Origin of the sequence: Thauera aminoaromatica (assembly GCF_000021765.1) — a bacterium.
In the GTDB taxonomy this organism is placed as follows: domain Bacteria; phylum Pseudomonadota; class Gammaproteobacteria; order Burkholderiales; family Rhodocyclaceae; genus Thauera; species Thauera aminoaromatica.
This window is the reverse complement of sequence record NC_011662.2, coordinates 3,521,222-3,541,025: the sequence shown is the minus strand read 5'-3', so window position 1 is coordinate 3,541,025 and position 19,804 is coordinate 3,521,222. Positions and strand designations below refer to the sequence as shown.

Here is a 19,804-nt window from a genome sequence, read left to right as displayed (position 1 = left end):
ACCTCCTGGGGAGCGGGGATTCTTCGAGGAAGAAGGGGGGCGGGAATGAGGTGGGCGGGGCGTGGGCCGGGATCGGCCCCGGGCCTCGTCGAGGCGGGCCCGATCCATTCGTCCGAAAGCGATCATTCTAGCGCCTCGCCCGCGTGCAGGGCGAGGCGCGGAGGGCGAACGGCGTCCGATCGGGCTGCGTTCAGAGCGCCAGCCCGGCGCGCTTGCGCAGCGCGCCGACGTAGGCCGCGCCGTCGGGCGGGGTGCCCTTGCGCTGGGCGTCGAAGAGCATCTCGCCGAGGCACTCGAGCGCGTCGTGCATGGCGTCGTGACGGTCGCCGCGGTGCTGGCAGGCGGCCTCGAAGGCGGCGCGGATGCCGGGCGGCTGGTCGATCGAAAGCTGCTCCTCGATGGCCAGGTGCAGCGACAGGTGCAGGAAGGGGTTGATCTGCCCGGCCTCGGGCGGAAAGTCGCGGTGCACCGCCTCCGGGTCCTCGACCACGGCGTGGTACTCGGGGTGGAGCGCGATGATGTCGGCGGCGATGGTCTCCATCGGCGTCAGCACTTCCTTGGCGCGCGCCTTGCGCCAGGTGTCGATGAAGAAGCTGCGCACCTGGTCGCGGCTGGGGTTGAACATGTCGGGTCCTCGGTTCTCTTGCGCACTCGGGCGCGGGGTGTTCGGGCGCGGGTGCGGTGCGGGCGCAGTGCGCGCCGGCGGGCGTCCGCGTCGGGTTTCAGTCGGTCTTGTCGCGGCACAGGCACAGGTCGCGCACGCCGCACTCGCCGCACTTGGGCTTGCGCGCGGTGCACACGTAGCGGCCATGCAGGATCAGCCAGTGGTGGGCGTCGAGCAGGTAGTCCTTCGGCACGCGCCGCAGCAGCGCCTTCTCGACCTCCAGCACATCCTTGCCCGGGGCCAGCCCGGTGCGGTTGGCGAGGCGGAAGATGTGGGTGTCGACCGCCATCGCCGGCTGGCGGAAGACGGTGTTGAGCACCACGTTGGCGGTCTTGCGGCCGACGCCGGGCAGGGCTTCGAGCGCCTCGCGCACCGCCGGCACCTCGCCGCCGTGGCGTTCGAGCAGCAGGCGCGACAGCGCGAGGGTGTTCTTCGCCTTGTTGCGGAACAGGCCGATGCTCTTGATGCACTCGGCGATGCCTTCCTCGCCGAGCGAGACCATGGCCTCGGGCGTGGGGGCGAGCGCGAACAGCTTGCGCGTGGCCAGATTGACGCTGCGATCGGTGGCCTGGGCGGACAGCACCACCGCGACCAGCAACTGATAGGGCGACGCGTACTCGAGTTCGGTCTGCGGGTGCGGTTCGGCCTCGTGCAGGCGGCGGAAAAACTCGCGGATCGCCTCGCGCTTCATCGCTGCCATGCGCGTCCTCAGCCCGCGGCGGCCGGCTCGGCAGCGTCTTCTTTCGGCTCGGCTGTCTGTGTCGGCGCGGGTGGCGGATTGCGCCGCGCGCGCGCCGCCAGGCGCACGTTGATGGCGTTGAATGCGGCGATCAGCACGCCGAGCGCGAAGAATGCGCCGGGCGGCAGGATGGCGATCAGGAAACCGGGGTAGCCGTCGCCGAACACGTTCCACGCCGAGGCGCCGGGGAGGATCATCTCGATGCCCGAGAACAGCGTGCCGGCGCCGAGCAGCTCGCGCATGCCGCCGAGCACCGCGAGCACCCACACCAGGCCGATGCCCATCATGATGCCGTCCACCGTCGAGGTGAGCGGGTCGTTCTTGGCCGCATAGGCCTCGACGCGCGCGAGCACGATGCAGTTGGTGACGATCAGCGGGATGAAGATGCCGAGCACCAGGTAGAGGTCGTGGAAGAAGGCGTTGAAGGAGAGATCCACCACGGTGACCAGCGCGGCGATGATCAGGACGAAGACCGGGATGCGGATCTCGTAGGGGATGAAGTTGCGCAGCGCCGACACGGCGAGGTTGGACATCGCCATCACGAGGATGGTGGCCAGCCCGAGGCTGACCGCATTGACCATGCTGGTGCTGATCGCGAGGATCGGGCACAGGCCGAGCAGCTGCGCCAGGCCGGTGTTCTGCTTCCACAGGCCGTTCCAGGCGATCTCGCGGAATTGTTGCGGGCTCATGCTCATTCTCCCAGCACGCCGCCGGAGGGGGCGGCGAAGAGCGCGTCCATGCGTTCGACCACGAACGCCGTGCTGCGTCCAGCCGCGCGCACCACGGCGCGGGCGCTGATGGTGGCGCCGGTGCGGTAGCCGAAGGTGCCGCCGTCCTTGCGCACGGTCCATGCGGCGGTGTTCACGTCCTTCCAGGTGGCGATCGCGAACTGGCCGATCCAGGGCATGTCCTTGCGGCGGTCCTTCTTCGGGTCGATGTAGTCGCCCAGGCCCGGGGTTTCCTTGTGCTGGGTGACGCGCACGCCCGACAGCAGGCCGTTGGTATTGACCGCCACCAGCAGCGCGATGCGTCCGGAGTAGCCGTCGGTGGCCGCGCCCTCGGCGATCAGCGCCACCGGCTCGCCACCCTTGCGCGCGCGCCACACCCGCCCGCCTTCGTCCATGCCGATCTGCGGCGCCGGACCGAAGCGCACCACGTCGGCGAGCAGGTCGTTGTCGTAGCTGCCGGGCGGCAGCACCTCGTCGATCAGGCGGCGCTGGGCATCCTGTGCCGAGGCCTCGATCGCGGGCTGGGTGACACGGTGGGTGGCGGCCATCAAGGCGGTGAACACCAGCGTGAACACCACCATGATCGCCCCGGTGCGCAGGGCGGTGCGGGTCGCGGAATAGCGCGCGCTCATTTGCCGCCTCCCTTCGCGTCCTTGTGGTGACCGAAGACGGGCGGCTGGGTCTTCATGTCGAGCAGGGGTACGCACATGTTCATCAGCAGCACCCCGAAGGCGATGCCCTCCGGGTAGGCGCCGAAGTTGCGGATCAGCCAGGCGATCAACGCGATGCCGCCGGCGAAGAGCAGCTTGCCGCGCGGGGTGGTCGCACCCGAGACCGGGTCGGTGACGATGAAGAAGGCCGCCAGCATCGCGCCGCCGCTGGCGAGATGGAACAGCGGCGAGGCGAAGCGGCCCGGATCGAGCAGCCAGAACAGGGTCGAGATGCCGGCGAGCACGCCGATGAAGGCGAGCGGCATGTGCCAGGTGATGATGCGCTTGGCGAGCAGGAAGAGGCCGCCGGCGACATAGCCGACCGAGATCCACTCCCAGCCGCGCCCGCCGAGCGCGCCGAAGGCCGAGCCCTGCAGCACCGCATCGACGGTCTGGGTTCCCGAGCGCAGCCCGGTGCGCAGGGCGTCGAGCGCGGTGGCGCCGGTGATGCCGTCGATGTCGCGCGCTCCGCCGAGGATCAGCGCAAGCTGGGTGTCGAAGGACAGCTGGCCGGCCGGCGGCCACTGCGACATCAGCGCCGGGAAGGCGACGATCATCGAGCAGTAGGCGATCATCGCCGGGTTGAACGGGTTCTGGCCGAGGCCGCCATAGAGGTGCTTGACGGCCACGATCGCCACCAGGGCGCCGCACACCGTGAGCCACCACGGCACGATCGGCGGGAAGCACAAGGTGACCAGCCAGGCGGTGACGACGGCCGAGAGGTCGCCCACCGCGATCGCCACCGGGCGCTTGCGCAGATGCAGCATCAGCGCCTCCGCGCCCACCGCCGTGATCGTGGAGATCGCCAGGTTCACCAGCACGCCGGGGCCGATGAGCAGTGCGTGGGCGACGATTCCGGGGATCAGCGCGAGGAGCACGAGGCCCATCGTGCGCTGCACGCTGACCGCCTTGCGGACGTAGGGAGAGTGGATCATGCGGGGCTCAGGGGCGAGGCTCGTCGGGGAGGTCCGTCGCGTCGGCGGCTTGCGGCGCGGGTGCGGTCGAAGCCGGGACCGCGGCCGCCTCGAGCGCCTTGCGGCGGGCCTCGATGTCGGCGATCTCGGCTTGCGTCTGCGGGCTGAGGTTGTCGGTGTTCTGCGGCTGGATCTCGGCCTTCTGGGCCTTGGCACGGGCGAGCGCGGCGGCGATCAGGGCCTTCTTGGGATCTTCCGCGGCGGGGGCCTCGGCCGCCGCCGGCGCTTCGGCCGTGCCGGCCTCGGCCAGCTTGGCGCGCGTCTCGGCCGCCTTGGCGGCGAGCTTGGCGGCCTTCTCGGCCTTCTCGCGCTCCTGGCGGAAGTTGCGGAACTCGAAGCGCTCGCGTGCCTGGTCCGCGGCCGCCTTCTCGCGCTCGCGCGCCCAGATCTCGCCCTTGGAGAAGCGGTAGTAGTCGACCAGCGGGATGTGCGAGGGGCACACGTAGGCGCAGCAGCCGCACTCGATGCAGTCGAAGAGGTGGTATTCCTGTGCCTTGCCGAAATTCTTCGAGCGGCTGAACCAGTACAGCTCGAAGGGCTGCAACTCGACCGGGCAGGCCTTGGCGCACTCGGTGCAGCGGATGCAGGGTTGCTCGGGCGGAGCCGGCGGGAAAAGCTTGTCGTTGGCCGCGAGCACGCAGTTCGTCGCCTTCACCACCGGCACGTCGAAGGCGGGCATGCGCACGCCCATCATCGGTCCGCCCATGACGAGGAAGCGGGTGTCCGCACGCGGGCCGCACAGGCGCACCAGCTCGTCCATCGGCGTGCCGATGAGGACCTCGTAGTTGCCCGGGCGCTCGACGTTGCCCGCGACCGTGACGATGCGCGACACCAGCGGGCGGCCGAGCTCGAGCGCCTCGTGGACGCTGTAGGCGGTGCCGACGTTGAAGCACTGCACCCCGTAGTCGGTGGAGCGCTCGCCGTGCGGCACCTCGATGCCGGTGAGCACGCGGATCAGCTGCTTGGCGCCCCCGGCGGGATAGCGGGTGGGGACGGCGACCACTTCCATGTGCTCGCCCGCCGCCGCGACCGCCTGCCGCATCGCCGCGATCGCCTCGGGCTTGTTGTCCTCGATGCCGATCAGGACTTCCTCGGCCTGCAGCATGTGGCGCAGGATCGCGGCCCCGGAGACGATGCCGTCGGCGCGCTCGCGCATCAGCATGTCGTCGCAGGTGATGAAGGGCTCGCACTCGGCGCCGTTGAGCACCAGCGTGCGGGTCTTGCCGCCGCTGCCGGGGCGCATCTTCTGGTGGGTGGGGAACACCGCGCCGCCGAGGCCGACCACGCCGGCATCGCGCACGAAGTCGCGCACCTCGTCGGGCGGGGTGATGCGGTAGTTGATGTGTTCGGGCTCGGCCCAGCGGTCCTCGCCGTCGCTCTCGATGATCACCGCGGGTTCGCGCAGGCCCGAGGCGTGCGGGACCAGCGCCGGCTCGACCGCACGCACCACGCCGGAGGTGGGTGCGTGGATCGCGGCGGACAGGCGTCCGCCCGCCGCGCCGATGCGTTCCCCCTTGAGCACGCGCTGGCCGGGCTCGACCAGGGCGATGGCGGGGCTGCCCAGGCTCTGGTGCAGGGGGACGACCAGCCGCGCGGGGATGGGGGCCTTAGCGATCGGCGAGGTCGTCGAGGCGCTCTTGTTGGTTGCGGGCTTCACGCCGCCATGGAAGCGAAAAAGCTCACGCAGCATCAGGCGACCCTCCGCATCTCGACCACCGGGTATTTCCATTTCCATGTGTGCACGGTCTCGGCCAGCGGCACCATCGCGATGCAATCGACCGGGCAGGGCGCCACGCACAGCTCGCAGCCGGTGCACAGCGGCTCGACCACGGTGTGCATCTGCTTGGCCGCGCCCACGATCGCATCCACCGGACAGGCCTGGATGCACAGCGTGCAGCCGATGCAGACCTGCTCGTCGATGACCGCGACCGACTTCGGCTTCTCGACACCGTGCTCTTCGGAGAGCGGCTTGAACTCGCGTCCGAGCAGGTCGGCGAGCTTGCGCACGCCCTCCTCGCCGCCGGGCGGACACTGGTTGATGTCGGCCTCGCCGTTGGCGATCGCCTCGGCGTAGGGCTTGCAGCCGGGGAAGCCGCACTGGCCGCACTGGGTCTGCGGCAGGATGGCGTCGATCTTCTCGACCAGCGGGTCGCCCTCGACCTTGAAGCGGATCGCGGCGTAGCCCAGGGTGAGGCCGAGCACGATGGCGATGCCGGCCATCACGAGAATCGCGGTGATCATGGTGGAGCGGGCCTCAGTGGAAGCGGTCGAGGCCGGCGAAGCCCATGAACGCGAGGCTCATGAAACCGGCGGTGATCATCGCGATCGCGGTGCCCTTGAAGGCGATCGGCACGTCGGCGCCGTCCAGGCGCTCGCGGATGCCGGCGAACAGCACGAGCGCGAGGGTGAAACCGAGCGAGGAGCCGAAGCCGAACAACAGGGATTCGAGCAGGTCGTGCTTCAAGCCGACGTTGAGCAGGGGCACGCCGAGCACGGCGCAGTTGGTGGTGATCAGCGGCAGGTAGATCCCCAGCACCTGGTGCAGCAGCGGGCTGGTCTTCTGGATGATCAGCTCGGTGAGTTGGACGATCGCCGCGATCACGACGATGAAGGCCAGCGTGCGCAGGTAGCCGAGATCGAAGGGCTGCAGCAGGTAGTGGTCGATCAGGTAACTGGTGCCGGCGCCGACGGTGAGCACGAAGGTCGTGGCCGCGCCCATGCCGATGGCGGTCTCGAGCTTTTTCGACACGCCCATGAACGGGCACAGCCCGAGGATGCGGACGAGTACGACGTTGTTCACCAGGACGGCGCCGATGACGACGAAGATGTAGCTGGTCATGATCCGCGCGCGGAAGGGAATTGCGGGATTATCCTCCGCGCCCGAGTCCCGCATCAACCCTGATGCGGGAGCATGTATCGGCCGGGCCTCCGGGCCTCAGCGCCAATCCGGTGGCGGCGGGGCGAGGCTGGCGGTGTGCAGCTGCCAGCGGCCGCTGCGACGGTCGTCGAAGAAGTGGCGCAGGCTGATCGCGATCGAACGGAAGGCGATCCGCTCCCAGGGGATTTCGTCCTCGCGCAGCAGCGCGACCTCGAGCGACTCCTCGCCGGGGCGGAAGTCGAGGTCGAGCAGGCGGGCGCGGTAGATGATGTGGACCTGGCTGATGTGCGGCACGTCGATCAGCGTGTACAGCTCGCCCACCTCGATGCGCGCGCAGGCCTCCTCCAGGGTCTCGCGGGCGGCGGCCTGGGCGGTGGTTTCCTCGTTCTCCATGAAGCCGGCCGGCAGCGTCCACATGCCGTGGCGCGGCTCGATCGCACGCCGGCACAGCAGCACGCGGTCTTCCCACTCGGCCAGCGCGCCCACCACCAACTTGGGGTTCTGGTAGTGGATGGTGCCGCACTGCTCGCAGACGTGGCGGGGAAGGGTGTCCCCGGGCGGGATGCGGAAGGCGACGGTGGCGCCGCAATTCGAGCAGTATTTCATGGTCGCGGACAATGGTTTTCGGCGATTCTAGCCTGCTTTGACCCGTCTGCCGGCAGCACGGCCTAAAGAATGACGCCAGTCGGCCGATGAAGCGGGCTCTGTGCCAGAATCGGCCGGCGACAGCGAGCGAGGGAGTGTAAAGGGATGCCGCAACCGATCGACATGAAGCGATATGCGCAGCTCAAGGCGGCGGGAGACCTGCCTTCGCCGCGCGGCGTGGCGCTCGCGATCATCCGGCTCACGCAGGCGCCCGACGTCTCGCTGGCCGAGCTCGGCCGCGTGATCAAGGGCGATCCCGCCTTCGTCGGGCGCCTGATCAAGGCGGCCAATGGCCTCATCGCGGAGAACCGGCGCGCGATCGTGTCGGTGCAGGAAGCGCTGATGGTGCTCGGCCTGCCCGCCGTGCGCACGCTGGCGCTGGGCTTCTCGCTGCTGTCGACCTACCGCAAGGGTACCTGCCAGGGCTTCGACTACCCGCGTTTCTGGTCCTCCGCGCTGCTGATGGCGATCTCGATGCAGGCGCTCACCCAGCGCGTGCGGGTGGTCGCACCCGACGAGGCGTTCAGCCTCGGCCTGCTCGCGCGCGTGGGCGAGCTCTCGCTCGCGACCCTCTATCCCGAGGCCTTCTCCCGCCTGCTCGCGGAACTCAAGCGCGATCCCGCCCTGCAGCAGGTGGTGCTCGAGGACCAGGCCTTCGCGATGAACCACCGCGAGCTCGGTGCCGCCATGCTTGCCGACTGGGGGGTGCCGGACGCGCTGGTGCAACCGGTGCGCTTCCACGAACAGCCCGAGCTGGCCGGCTACGCGGAGGATTCGCGCGAGGCCGGGATCGTGCAGTGCCTCGTGCTGGCGCGCGCGGTGGCGCAGCTGTGCCTCGCGCCCGATTCCGAACACGTGCGTCTGATGGCGCCGATGCTGCGCCTGGCGGGCCGCCTCGGCCTCGGGCGCGGCGAGTTCGTCTCGCTGTGCGAGCGCGTCGGGCGCGACTGGGCGGAGTGGGGCAAGCTGCTGCAGATCCGCACCGAGGACGCGCCCCGCTTCGCCGAGGTGGGCAGCGCGGCGGTGGATGCGGTTGGCGAGGCGCCCAAGGTGGCCGCCGAGGCCGCTGGTCCGCAGCCGATGCGTGCGTTGGTCGTGGCCGGCGCGCGCGAGGACCGCGAGCTGCTGCGCGGCGAGCTCGAAGCCGCGGGGATCGTCCCGTTCACCGCTGCGGGCGCGGACGCCGCGCTCGAGGCCGCGCTCGACGTCCAGCCGCAACTGCTGGTCGCGGACTGGTCGGAGGAGGGGGAACGGGTGGTGCGCGGCCTGCGCGACATGCGCCTCGGACGCGGCGTGTACGTGATCTGCATGCTCGGCAGCGACGACGAGGCGCGCCTGCTGGCCGCCTCCGGCGCCGGGGTTGACGACTTCCTCGTCCGTCCGCTGCGACGTGCGGCGCTGACCGTGCGCCTGCGTGCCTGCGTGCGCACATTGGTGTTGCAGCAGGAACTCGAGCACGAGCGCGAGGAACTGCGCAATTTCGCCGCCGAGCTGTCGATCTCGAACCGCCGCCTGCAGGAGGCCGCGCTGACCGACCCGCTCACCGGTCTGCCCAACCGCCGTCGGGCGATCGAGGCGATGGAGGCCGAGTGGGCCACGGCGACGCGTCACGGTCGCGCCTTCTCGGTCATGATCGTCGACCTCGACGGCTTCAAGACCATCAACGACACCCATGGGCACGACGTCGGCGACATGGCCCTGCGCCAGGCCGCGGCGACCCTGCGTGGCGCGCTGCGCGCCCAGGACCTGATCTGCCGTACCGGTGGCGACGAGTTCCTGGTGCTATGCCCCGATACCGACCTGAAGGCGGCGATGCTGGTCGCGGAGCGCCTGCGCGTGGCCGTGCAGGCCAGTCCGGTCGAGACCGGCGGCCCGCAGATCTTCCTCACTGCCAGCGTCGGCGTGGCCATGCGCGTGCCCGCCATGGGCAGCGTCGATGCACTGATCAAGTGTGCCGACGACAGCGTGTATCGTGCCAAGCAGCGTGGCCGCAACTGCATCGCCGCACTCCAGCTCCAGTCCGGCGCGGGCTGAATGCCGGCGGGAAGGCGCGGCCGCCCCGCCGGCAGGTGTTGTTCGGGGGCGACACCTTGTGCGTGAAATGCGGCACGGAGCCGGGGGGAGCGGCTTGCCGCTCCTGAGAAACTACTTTAACTTGCAGACGTTGATCCCCGTGCGGGATGGAAAACCATGGATCGCCCCGACTTCCAGGAAGAAATCCGCGAACTCAACCTCGCCTACCTGATGCTGGCACAGCAGATGCTGCGCGACGACCGCTCGACCGCGCTGTTCCGGCTCGGGATCGGCGAGGCCTTCGCGGACCTGATCGAGTCGATGTCGGCGGCCAAGCTGGTCAGGATGGCGTCCAGTCCGACGCTGCTGCCCTGCTTCCGCTTCGACGATGCCCAGTTGGCCCGGCTCATGGCGGGCGAAGGGCGGGATGCCGCCAGCGCGGGCCTGCACGCGGCGATCCTCGCCGCCGGCAAGGCGGCGGCCGATGCGCGCTGAGGAGTGCCGAATGAAGAACAAGAGTGTGATCGAAGAGGCCGACGACGTGCGTCGTGCGGTCGAGATGGTGCAACTCGGTGCGCGCATGCAGATGCTCGAGGTCGAGACCAGGCTGAGCCGCGAGAAGCTGCTCAGGATCTACAAGGAAGTCCGCGGTGCCTCGCCCCCCAAGGGCATGCTGCCGTTCTCCACCGACTGGTTCATGACCTGGCAGCCGAACGTGCATTCCTCGCTGTTCATGAACCTGTACCGCTACTTCACCGGCCCGGCCGGCGTGCACGGCCTGGACGCGATCCTCAAGTCCTATCACCTCTATCTCGACCACATCGAGACCGGCGTGATCGAGCCCGCGCTGAGCCTCACGCGCGCGTGGACCCTGGTGCGCTTCTTCGACGCCGACCTGCTGCAGATGGCCGCGTGTACCCGCTGCGGCGGCGAGTTCGTCGCCCACGCCCACGATCCGGTGCACGACTACGTGTGCGGCCTGTGCAACATGCCCTCGCGCGCCGGCTCCGCGCGCCGCAAGACCACCACCCGCAAGGCGGTCGCGCCCACGCACAAGACGACGGCCGCCAGCCGCAAGGCGGTCGTCGCCTGACCCCGGCGGGCCCTCCGGCCCGCATGCAGGTTCCTACATGGGCCGCGCTGGAAACAGGCGGCCCATGTCACGTCCGCGCACGGCGTGGCGTCGCGCCCCGGCGCGTTCAAGTTCCTCCCGCCGCCGCCGTTATCCCCTGCGAGAGCCGTGCCGGTCCGTGCGCGGCGCAGCGAAACGCTTCGGAGTTTCCCCGTGTTCCTGATCATCGGCTACGTCATCATCCTCGCCGCCTCGCTGGGCACCTACGCGGTGCATGGCAGCCTGGCCGCGCTGTGGGTGCCCATGGAGTACCTCGCGATCATCGGCCTGATGATCGGTGGCTTCGTCGCCGGCAACGGCCCGAAGGCGATCAAGGGCACGCTCGGCTCGCTGTCGCTGGCGGTGAAGGGCTCGAAGTACAACAAGGCGCTCTATGTCGACCTGCTCGCGCTGCTGTTCGAGATCCTCGCCAAGGTGCGCAAGGAAGGCCTGATGTCGATCGAGAACGACATCGAGAACCCCGACTCCAGCCCGATCTTCTCCAAGTACCCGAGCGTCGCCGCCGACCATCACGCGGTCGAGTTCATGACCGACTACCTGCGCATGATGGTGGGCGGCAACCTCAACGCCTTCGAGATCGAGAACCTGATGGACATGGAGATCGAGACCCACCACCAGGAGGCGCACCAGGCGCCGCACGTGGTCTCCAAGGTCGCCGATGCGGTGCCCGCCTTCGGCATCGTGGTGGCGGTGATGGGCGTGGTGAACGTGATGGGCTCGGTGGGTCAGCCGCCCGCGGTGCTGGGCAAGATGATCGGCGGCGCGCTGGTCGGCACCTTCCTCGGCATCCTGGTCTCGTATGGTTTCGTCGCGCCGATCGCCAGCCAGCTCGAGCAGAAGGTCGAGGAGAGCGGCAAGATCTACCAGGTCATCAAGGTGGTGCTGCTGGCGAGCATGAACGGCTATGCGCCGCAGGTCGCGGTGGAGTTCGGCCGCAAGGTGCTGTACTCGACCGACCGCCCGGGCTTCGCCGAGCTCGAGCAGGAAATCAAGAACCGCAAGGGCTGAACGCGATGAGCCCCCGCGTCCCTGACTCCCGTCGTCCCCAGGCGCCGCGCCCTGCGCCGGCGTGCGGAGTTGCGCGATGAGCGACGATACCCAGCAACCGATCGTCGTCAAGCGCATCAAGAAGGGCGGTGGCGGCCACCACGGCGGTGCATGGAAGATCGCCTACGCGGACTTCGTCACCGCGATGATGGCCTTCTTCCTGCTGATGTGGCTGCTCGGCTCGACCGCGCAGGGCGACCTCGAGGGCATCGCCGACTACTTCCAGAACCCGCTCAAGCTCGCCATGCAGGGCGGCGAAGGCACCGGCGACAGCTCGAGCATCATCAAGGGCGGTGGCGAGGACCTCTCGCGCAAGGTCGGCCAGGTGCGCAGGGGCGACACCCCCAGCACGCGCGCGATCAATCTCGACGCCGCGCCCGCGCGCGTCAAGAGCGAGGCCGAGGCCACCGCGCAGGCGATCGCCGAGCGCCGTGAACGCGCGCGCCTGATCGACCTCAAGGGCAAGCTCGAGGCGGTCATCGAGGCCAACCCCTCGCTGCGCCAGTTCAAGAACCAGCTCCTCATCGACATCGTCAGCGAGGGCTTGCGGATACAGCTGGTCGACGCGCAGAACCGGCCGATGTTCACCTCGGCGAGCGCCGAGTTGCGCCCCTATACGCGCGAGCTGCTGCGCGAGATCGCCGCTGCGCTCAACGATGTCGACAACCGTGTCAGCATGTCCGGCCACACGGACTCGGCCCAATACGCAGGCGGCGAGCGCGGCTTCTCGAACTGGGAGCTGTCCTCCAACCGCGCCAACGCCGCGCGCCGCGAGCTCGTGGCGGGCGGGCTGGAGGCGGGCAAGATGCTGCGCGTGGTTGGCCTTGCCGACACCGCGCACCTGAATCCGGGCGATCCGCTCGACCCCGCGAACCGACGCATCAGCATCGTGGTGCTCAACCGTGCGGCCGAGGAGGCGATGCGCAGCCAGCAGGCGCCCGGCGCCACGCCGCCGCCGGGCGGTGCTCAAGTCGGGCGCAATCCGGCCGATATGAGGGGAAGCCCGGGGATTGTCCCGGCGCCCAATTGAATCCAAGGCTGCAGCCATGTCCGAACTGCTGAAGAACATCGACGCCCGCACCCGGCTCGCCGGCACCAACAAGCTCGAGATCCTGCTGTTCACGCTCGGCGTGGACGCGCGCAGCGGCTGCCGCGAGACTTACGGCATCAACGTCTTCAAGGTGCGCGAGGTGATGCGCCGGCCGACCATCACCGCCGCGCCCGACATGCCCGACGCGGTGCAGGGCATGGTGAGCCTGCGCGGCGCGCTCGTCCCGGTGGTCGATCTCGGCCGCTACGTCGGGGTCGGTGACGATGCTGCGCGCGAGATCATGATCGTCACCGAGTACAACGGCCACACCCAGGGCTTCCTGGTCGAGGGTGTCGACACCATCCTGCGCCTGGACTGGTCGCAGATGCGGGTGCCGCCCGAGATGCTCACCGCGCGCCTGGGCGGGCTGGTGACCGCGGTGACTTCGCTCGCCGACGGCCGCCTGGTGATGATGCTCGACGTCGAGCGCGTGCTCTCCGAGACCTCGCGCTACGACGACGCCTTCCTGTTCCGCGACATCGCGCCGCTGCCGGGTGCCGATGCCCACGTGGTGTATTTCGCCGACGACTCCTCGGTGGCGCGCAAGCAGATCTCCCAGACCCTGGATGCCATGGGCCTGCGCCACGTCGGCGCGGTCAACGGCCGCCAGGCCTGGGAGGAACTCTCCCGGGTCGCGGCGCGCGCCGAGGCCAATGGTCGCAAGGTCGCCGATTTCGTCAGCCTGGTGCTGACCGACGTCGAGATGCCCGAGATGGATGGCTTCATGCTCACCCGCCAGATCAAGGCCGACCGCCGCTTCGCCGGCATCCCGGTGATCATGCACTCGTCGCTGTCGGGCAGCTCGAACCACCAGCTCGGCCTCTCTGTCGGGGTGGATGAATACGTGTCCAAGTTCGAACCGCAGCGCCTGTCCCAGGTGCTGACCCGGCTGCTCGGCATGGCCGAGGCCGCGAGCGGACGCTGAGGAAGAGCCATGGAACACAACCGTCACGAAGAATCCGCCCTGTTCGACGCGGTCGATGGCCGCGCCACGCTGGCCGGCTCGAACCGCATGGAGATCCTGCTGTTCTCGCTCGGTACCGGCGAGCATTTCGGCATCAACGTCTTCAAGGTGCGCGAGGTCTCGCGCACGCCCTTCATCACCCGCACACCCAACATGCCGCGCGGTGTCGAGGGCCTGATCTCGCTGCGCGGAAACGTTATCCCGGTGCTCTCGCTCGGCGTCATCCTCGGGCTGACCTCTGCGGGGGCGCCGCTCGGCGAGGCGATGATGGTCACCGAATACAGCAAGCGCACGCTCGGTTTCCTGGTCGATTCGGTCGACCGCATCGTGCGCGTGGACTGGGAGCGCGTGCGTGCGCCCGAGAACGTGTCGACCGGCACGCAGGGCTTCATCACCGCGATCACCGAGCTCGACGACGGCCGCCTGGTGTCGATCCTCGATGTCGAGTCCATCCTCGCCGACACCTTCGGCGAGGCGGTGGTCGGCGACATCGCGCCGATCGGCAACGGCCACGAGGTGAATGTGTTCTTCGTCGACGACTCCATGGTCGCGCGCCGCAAGATCACCGAGGTGCTCGACCGCCTCGGTGTGCGCCACAAGCACGCGACCAACGGCATGGAGGCGTGGAAGCGGCTCGACAGCCTGGCCGCCCACGCCGAGAACACCGGGCACCGGCTGATCGACGAGATCGACCTCATCATGCTCGACGCCGAGATGCCCGAGATGGACGGCTACGTGCTCACCCGCCGCATCAAGAGCGACACGCGCTTCGCCGGCATCCCGGTGGTCATGCACTCCTCGCTGTCGTCCGAGGCCAACCGCGCCATGGGCACGCGGGTCGGGGTGGACGCCTACGTGGCAAAATTCGACGCCGAAGTGTTGGCCGACACCATCCGCCCGATGCTGCAACGGGCGCGTCGGACTTCCTGACCGAACAGGCAAAGAACCCGGAGACATCTGATGTCCGATCCCAAGACCCGCTTCCTCGTCGTCGACGATTTCTCGACCATGCGCCGCATCGTGCGCAACCTGTTGAAGGAGCTCGGCTTCGCCAACGTCGACGAGGCCGAGGACGGCGCGGTGGCGCTGCAGAAGCTCAAGTCCAGCCCCTACGACTTCGTCGTCACCGACTGGAACATGCCCAACATGGACGGCCTGACCCTGCTGCAGAGCATCCGCCGCACGCCCGAGCTCAAGCACCTGCCGGTGCTGATGATCACCGCCGAGGCCAAGAAGGAAAACATCATCGCCGCCGCGCAGGCCGGTGCCAGCGGCTACGTGGTCAAGCCCTTCACCGCGGCGACGCTGGCCGAGAAGCTGGAGAAGATTTTCGAGAAGATGGGCCGCGGCCGGGCATGAACCTCGTCCGCAGCGCAGACGGAGCATGGATATGAGCAAGAAGTCCAAGGTGGACTCGATGGGCGATTCAGACGAATTGCAGGCGCTCTTCGACAGCATTGCCGCCGACCCCTTCGCCGCGGCGGGTGCGGGTGCGGAGCCGGCGGCATCGATCCTGCCGGTCGACGAGTCCGGGGATAACGACGAGTTGCAGGCGCTCTTCGACGCCGTCGCCGAGCAGGCTGGCGCCGCGGCGCCGGTTGCGGGCGGCACGGTCGAGAATGCCGGCGCGGCGGCTGGCGAGGGCGTGGTGTACAACCGTCTCGGCCAGCTCGCCCGCCAGGTCCATGACGCGCTGCGCGAGCTCGGCCTCGACACCACGCTGCACCGGGCGGCCGAGGCCGTGCCCGACGCGCGCCAGCGCCTCACCTACGTCGCCCGCACCACCGAGCAGGCGGCCAGCCGGGTGCTCAACGCCACCGACGTGGCAGGGCCGATCCAGACGGAACTCGCGAACGGGGCCGATGCGCTGTGCGCGCGCTGGGACGAACTCTACGCCGGCCGCCTGAGTCCCGAGGCCTTCCGCGAACTCTCCGCCGACACGCGCGCCTTCCTCGGCACGGTGGGCGACGGCGCGCGCAGCACCGGCGCGCAGCTGCACGAGATCATGATGGCGCAGGACTTCCAAGACCTCACCGGACAGGTGATCAAGCGCCTGGTCGAGCTCACCCGCACGCTCGAGACCCAGCTGCTGCAGGTGCTGATCGAGGCCGCGCCGGCGCAGGTGCTCGAGCCCGAGCAGGCGGCCGGGCTGCTCAACGGACCGGTGATCGACCCGGCCGGGCGCAGCGACGTGGTGCAGGACCAGGCCCAGGTCGACGAGCTGCTCGAGCGTCTCGGATTCTGACCAAGCCGCGGGGCCGGACCCCGCGCGAACCGGTGATCGTCCCGCGTGGGGTCGCACCGCAACCAGGAGCAAGCCGTGAGTGATTTTGCCGGGATGGAGGATCTGCTGCAGGACTTCCTCGTCGAAGCCGGCGACCTGCTGTCCGACGTCGACAACAAGCTCGTCGAACTCGAGCACAGCCCGGATGACCCCGGCCTGCTCAACGACATCTTCCGTGGCTTCCACACCATCAAGGGCGGCGCGGGCTTCCTCGGCGCGGCCGAGCTGGTGACCCTGTGCCACCTCACCGAGAGCCTATTCGATCGCCTGCGCAAGCACGAGCTCGAGGTCACCCCCGAGCGCATGGACGTGATCCTGTCGGCGACCGGCGCGGTGCGCGACATGTTTGTCGATCTGGGCCGCGGCAACCGTCCGGGGCCGGCTGCGCCCGACCTGCTCGAGGCGCTGCGCGCCGCGTGCGCCGGGCGACCGGCGGCAGCCGCCGCGGGGGCACCCGTCGCGCCCGCCGCCGAGGTGCGGCCCGCCGGGGTGGTCCTGCCGCGGCCGGGCGGGCCCGACTGGGATGCCTTGTATGCTGCGGTCACCGGCGCGACCGCGCCGGCCGGAGCGCCCGTCGCGGCGCCCGCGATCCCGCGGCCCGCGCCGCTTCCCGCGCTCGTGCCCGCCGCCGCCGCGGCGGCTGCCGACCCGGTGGTCGCCGCCGCCTTCGGCCGCCGCGCCAGCGACGTGCCCGGTGCCGGCGCGCCGGTCGGTCGGCGCGAGGGCGAGCGTCAGCGCGACAACTCGATCCGGGTGGACACCGCCCGCCTCGATCAGGTGCTCAACCTCTCGGGCGAGATCGGCCTCACCAAGAACCGGCTCAACGCGCTGCGCAGCGACATCCTTGCCGGCCGCACCGACACCGAGACCCTGCAGGCGCTCGACCTGGCGGTGAGCCAGCTCGACCTGCTCGTCTCCGATCTGCAGAACGCGGTGATGAAGACGCGCATGCAGCCGATCGGCCGGCTCTTCCACAAGTACCCGCGCATCGCCCGCGATCTCGCGCGCAACCTCGGCAAGGAGGTCGAGCTGGCGTTGGTCGGTGAGGACACCGAGATCGACAAGACCATGGTCGAGGATCTCTCCGACCCGATCATCCACCTCATCCGCAACGCGGTGGATCACGGCATCGAGGATCCCGCCCGGCGCGCCGCCGCCGGCAAGCCGGCCAAGTCGGTGCTGCGCCTGGAGGCGCGCCAGGAGGGCGACCACATCGTGATCACCGTGGCCGACGACGGCCGCGGCATGGATCCCGAGAGGCTGCGCGCGAAGGCGCTCGCGCAAGGCGTGATCACCGCCGAGGAGGCGAGCACGCTCGATGAGCGCCAGAGCTACGACCTCATCTTCCTGCCCGGGTTTTCCACCGCCGAGAAGGTGTCGGACGTGTCCGGCCGCGGCGTCGGCATGGACGTGGTGCGCACCAACATCCAGAAACTCAACGGCAGCATCGAGATCCAGTCCCAGCTCGGCAAGGGCACCACGCTGCTGATCCACCTGCCGCTGACCCTGGCGATCCTGCCGGTGCTGCTGGTGCGCCTCGGCGATCAGCCCTTCGCCGTGCCGCTGTCGATGGTGCGCGAGATCCTGCCGATCGAGCCGGGCGGCATCCAGGACGTCGGTGGCAAGGCCACCATGGTGGTGCGCGGCGAGGTGCTGCCGATCGTGCCGCTGTCCGCGCTGCTCGGCTGGCCGCGCGAGGCGGTGCCGCAGTATGGCGTGGTGATGCAGTCGGGCGCCGCGGTGTTCATTCTCGCGATCGACAGCTTCGCCGGGCGCGAGGACGCGGTGATCAAGTCGCTCGAGGTCTTCCGACCGAAGGGCGTGGCCGGGGTGACCACGCTCGCCAACGGCCAGATCGTGCTGATCCTCGACATGAAGGAGCTGCTCGAGTCGGCCGGCGATCGGCGCAGCGTGTCGCGCTCGACGCTGTTCGAGGCGGCGTAGCCGCCGCCCCGGTCGTGCTCGGCTGGCGAGCGAGGTGGCAACTCAGGCGGTGAGTTCGAGCAGCCCTGCGAAGGCCTGCTCGAACTGCGCCAGGCCTTCCTGCTGCAGGCGCTCGCCCACGGCCACGAGGTCGATGCCGGCGGCCGCGAGCGCGGTGAAGTGGGCGGCGGCCTGCTCGACATCCTGTTCCAGCGTCGAGGCCACGCGGCCGTGGTCGCGCAGGGCGTCGAGCGTGGCGTCGGGCAGGGTGTTGATGGTCTCGGCACCGATCAGCGGCTCGACGTAGAGCAGGTCGCTGTAGGCCGGGTTCTTGGTGCCGGTGCTTGCCCACAACATGTACTGCGGACGTGCGCCCGCCGCGGCCAGGTCCTCGAAGCCGGCGCCGTGGAAGCGCTCCTGGTAGGCCTCGTAGGCCAGCCGTGCCATCGCCACCGCGGTGCGGCCGCGCAGCGCCGGCAGGTCGCCGCCGCGCTCTTCCAGCAGCTTGTCCACCAGGGTGTCGACCCGCGACAGGAACAGGCTCGCCACCGACATCACGCCCGCGACGTCTCCGCCCGCCGCGCGCAGACGCGCGAGCCCGCGCAGGTAGGCCTCGGCCACCCCCTCGCAGTGCGCGAGCGAGAACATCAGCGTGACGTTGACGCTGACGCCCTCGCCGATCAGGCGCTCGATGGCGACCAGGCCCGCCGGCGTGGCGGGCACCTTGATCAGCAGGTTGGGGCGGTCGACCGCGGCCTTCAGGCGCAGGCCGGCGGCCACGGTACCGTCGGCGTCGTGGGCGAGCGCGGGCGAGACTTCCAGGCTGACGTAGCCGGCGCTGCCGCCGCTGTCCCGATGCAGGGGTGCGAGCAGGTCGCAGGCGCGCTGCACGTCGGGGATCACCAGGGCCTCGTAGCGCGCCTCGGCGCTCAGCGGCTGCTGCTTGAGCGCGGCGAGATCGTCCTCGTAATAACGCCCGCCGGAAATCGCCTTGTGGAAGATCGCCGGGTTGGTGGTCACGCCGGCGACGCCGTCGTCGGCGACGAAGCGGGCGAGGTGGCCTTCCTCGAGCAGGGTGCGGGAGAGGTTGTCAAGCCAGATCTGCTGGCCGTGCTGGCGTACCTGGAGCAGCGGGTTCATCGTTCTACCTGGAGTGTCGTGGGAACGGGGCCGCTCGGGCGCGGGCCCGCGGGCGGCGGAAAGCCTGGATTCTGCCTCGAAAGTGCTGCGCTGTGCCGTCTGCCAGCCGAGCGCCGCGAGCACCGCGGCAAAATCCTCCGCCACCGGCGCCACGATCTCCAGCGGGCGCTCCGTCACCGGATGCGCCAGCGCCAGCCGCGTGCACGCGAGCAGCAGGCGGTGGCTGCCGAAGAGCGCCTGGAACAGGCGGTTATGGCGGCCCTTGCCGTAGGTGGCGTCGCCGATGATCGGGTGGGCGATGTGCTTGAGGTGGCGGCGCAGCTGATGGCGGCGGCCGGTCTCGGGGAGGAGCTCGACGAGCGCGTAGCGGCTGCTGGGGTAGCGGTCCACCGCGTGCGGCAGCTCGACCGTGGCGAGGCGGCGGAAGCGGGTGCGCGCGGGCTGGGCGACCGGCTCGGCAGCCTCTGGCGAATCACTGTCGTCGACATCCTCGGGCAGCGCGTCGCGGGCCCCGGCGCCCTTGCCGCTGCGCACTTCGACCGCATCGAGTCGGCGTACCAGCGCGTGCTCGATCACGCCGTGCTCGGGCGGATGCCCGCGCACGACCGCCAGGTAGCGCTTGTCGACCGCCTGCGCCTCGAAACGCTGCGCGAGCGTGCGCGCCACCTCGCGATCGAGCGCGAACAGCAGCACGCCCGAGGTGCCGCGATCCAGCCGGTGGGCGGGATACACGCGGCGGCCGAGCTGGTCGCGCAGCAGCTGCACCGCGAAGCGTTCCTCGTGCGCGGCAATCGGGCTGCGGTGCACGAGCAGGCCGGAGGGCTTGTGGATCGCAACCAGCCAGTCGTCGCGGTAGAGGATCTCGAGCATCTC

The 19,804-nt window shown here is 69.7% G+C and carries 20 protein-coding genes and 1 pseudogene; 10 read left to right on the top strand and 11 right to left on the bottom strand.

Annotated features, from left to right (window positions below; genetic code table 11):
* Positions 1 to 190 precede the first annotated feature (190 nt).
* The 9 genes from TMZ1T_RS15595 to TMZ1T_RS15555 form a co-directional block, all read right to left on the bottom strand.
* Positions 191 to 625, bottom strand: a complete 435-nt coding sequence (locus TMZ1T_RS15595; protein WP_004309293.1) for a DUF1841 family protein — start codon at positions 623 to 625, stop codon at positions 191 to 193.
* Between the two features lie 97 nt (positions 626 to 722).
* Positions 723 to 1,355 (bottom strand): endonuclease III, encoded by a 633-nt coding sequence (gene nth, locus TMZ1T_RS15590; RefSeq protein WP_004309297.1) that lies wholly within the window; start codon positions 1,353 to 1,355, stop codon positions 723 to 725.
* Positions 1,356 to 1,372: 17 nt separating this feature from the next.
* Entirely contained in the window at positions 1,373 to 2,092 is a 720-nt protein-coding gene (locus tag TMZ1T_RS15585) for an electron transport complex subunit E (protein ID WP_012585872.1), read from the bottom strand.
* Positions 2,093 to 2,094: 2 nt separating this feature from the next.
* Positions 2,095 to 2,763: an RnfABCDGE type electron transport complex subunit G gene (locus TMZ1T_RS15580; protein ID WP_004309301.1), complete on the bottom strand. Its 669-nt coding sequence runs from the start codon at positions 2,761 to 2,763 to the stop codon at positions 2,095 to 2,097.
* Positions 2,760 to 3,776 (bottom strand): RnfABCDGE type electron transport complex subunit D, encoded by a 1,017-nt coding sequence (locus TMZ1T_RS15575; protein ID WP_004309303.1) that lies wholly within the window; start codon positions 3,774 to 3,776, stop codon positions 2,760 to 2,762. Before TMZ1T_RS15575 ends, TMZ1T_RS15580 begins: the two co-directional genes overlap by 4 nt.
* Positions 3,777 to 3,783: 7 nt before the next feature.
* Positions 3,784 to 5,505 carry an electron transport complex subunit RsxC gene (gene rsxC, locus TMZ1T_RS15570; protein WP_012585871.1) on the bottom strand — a complete coding sequence of 574 codons (1,722 nt, stop codon included), beginning with the start codon at positions 5,503 to 5,505 and terminating at the stop codon, positions 3,784 to 3,786.
* Positions 5,505 to 6,056, bottom strand: coding sequence for an electron transport complex subunit RsxB (gene rsxB, locus TMZ1T_RS15565; protein WP_004309306.1), 552 nt, complete (start codon positions 6,054 to 6,056; stop codon positions 5,505 to 5,507). Before rsxB ends, rsxC begins: the two co-directional genes overlap by 1 nt.
* Before the next feature lie 13 nt (positions 6,057 to 6,069).
* Complete coding sequence (gene rsxA, locus TMZ1T_RS15560) at positions 6,070 to 6,654, bottom strand: electron transport complex subunit RsxA (RefSeq protein ID WP_004309308.1); 585 nt, start codon at positions 6,652 to 6,654, stop codon at positions 6,070 to 6,072.
* A gap of 96 nt (positions 6,655 to 6,750) precedes the next feature.
* Positions 6,751 to 7,299, bottom strand: a complete 549-nt coding sequence (locus TMZ1T_RS15555; RefSeq protein WP_004309310.1) for an NUDIX hydrolase — start codon at positions 7,297 to 7,299, stop codon at positions 6,751 to 6,753.
* 144 nt (positions 7,300 to 7,443) lie between these two features.
* On the opposite strand from TMZ1T_RS15555, the gene TMZ1T_RS15550 reads away from it, so the two are divergent.
* The 10 genes from TMZ1T_RS15550 (at position 7,444) to TMZ1T_RS15505 (ending at position 17,812) form a co-directional block, all read left to right on the top strand.
* Entirely contained in the window at positions 7,444 to 9,372 is a 1,929-nt protein-coding gene (locus tag TMZ1T_RS15550; RefSeq protein WP_012585870.1) for a diguanylate cyclase, read from the top strand.
* 156 nt (positions 9,373 to 9,528) lie between these two features.
* Entirely contained in the window at positions 9,529 to 9,846 is a 318-nt protein-coding gene (flhD, locus tag TMZ1T_RS15545; protein WP_012585869.1) for a flagellar transcriptional regulator FlhD, read from the top strand.
* Positions 9,847 to 9,856: 10 nt separating this feature from the next.
* Positions 9,857 to 10,444: a flagellar transcriptional regulator FlhC gene (gene flhC / locus TMZ1T_RS15540; RefSeq protein ID WP_004309313.1), complete on the top strand. Its 588-nt coding sequence runs from the start codon at positions 9,857 to 9,859 to the stop codon at positions 10,442 to 10,444.
* A gap of 192 nt (positions 10,445 to 10,636) precedes the next feature.
* Positions 10,637 to 11,491, top strand: a complete 855-nt coding sequence (gene motA, locus TMZ1T_RS15535) for a flagellar motor stator protein MotA (RefSeq protein ID WP_004309314.1) — start codon at positions 10,637 to 10,639, stop codon at positions 11,489 to 11,491.
* Positions 11,492 to 11,567: 76 nt separating this feature from the next.
* On the top strand, positions 11,568 to 12,560 hold the full coding sequence (motB, locus tag TMZ1T_RS15530; RefSeq protein ID WP_004309315.1) for a flagellar motor protein MotB: 993 nt from the start codon (positions 11,568 to 11,570) through the stop codon (positions 12,558 to 12,560).
* Positions 12,561 to 12,576: 16 nt separating this feature from the next.
* Positions 12,577 to 13,545, top strand: coding sequence for a chemotaxis protein (locus TMZ1T_RS15525; RefSeq protein ID WP_004309316.1), 969 nt, complete (start codon positions 12,577 to 12,579; stop codon positions 13,543 to 13,545).
* Positions 13,546 to 13,554: 9 nt separating this feature from the next.
* Entirely contained in the window at positions 13,555 to 14,514 is a 960-nt protein-coding gene (locus TMZ1T_RS15520; protein WP_004309317.1) for a chemotaxis protein, read from the top strand.
* Positions 14,515 to 14,544: 30 nt separating this feature from the next.
* Positions 14,545 to 14,943, top strand: a complete 399-nt coding sequence (gene cheY / locus TMZ1T_RS15515) for a chemotaxis response regulator CheY (RefSeq protein ID WP_004309318.1) — start codon at positions 14,545 to 14,547, stop codon at positions 14,941 to 14,943.
* Between the two features lie 31 nt (positions 14,944 to 14,974).
* A complete protein-coding gene (gene cheZ / locus TMZ1T_RS15510) occupies positions 14,975 to 15,829 on the top strand; it encodes a protein phosphatase CheZ (RefSeq protein ID WP_004309319.1) in 855 nt (284 codons plus the stop codon).
* Between the two features lie 75 nt (positions 15,830 to 15,904).
* Positions 15,905 to 17,812 carry a chemotaxis protein CheA gene (locus tag TMZ1T_RS15505; RefSeq protein ID WP_012585868.1) on the top strand — a complete coding sequence of 636 codons (1,908 nt, stop codon included), beginning with the start codon at positions 15,905 to 15,907 and terminating at the stop codon, positions 17,810 to 17,812.
* A 42-nt stretch (positions 17,813 to 17,854) separates the two neighbouring features.
* Here the strand turns inward: TMZ1T_RS15505 and tal are convergent, their stop codons facing one another.
* Positions 17,855 to 18,931: a transaldolase gene (tal, locus tag TMZ1T_RS21620; RefSeq protein WP_040829698.1), complete on the bottom strand. Its 1,077-nt coding sequence runs from the start codon at positions 18,929 to 18,931 to the stop codon at positions 17,855 to 17,857.
* 312 nt (positions 18,932 to 19,243) lie between these two features.
* Positions 19,244 to 19,801: pseudogene (locus TMZ1T_RS21615) on the bottom strand (pseudouridine synthase); the annotation flags it as partial.
* Between the last annotated feature and the right edge of the window lie 3 nt (positions 19,802 to 19,804).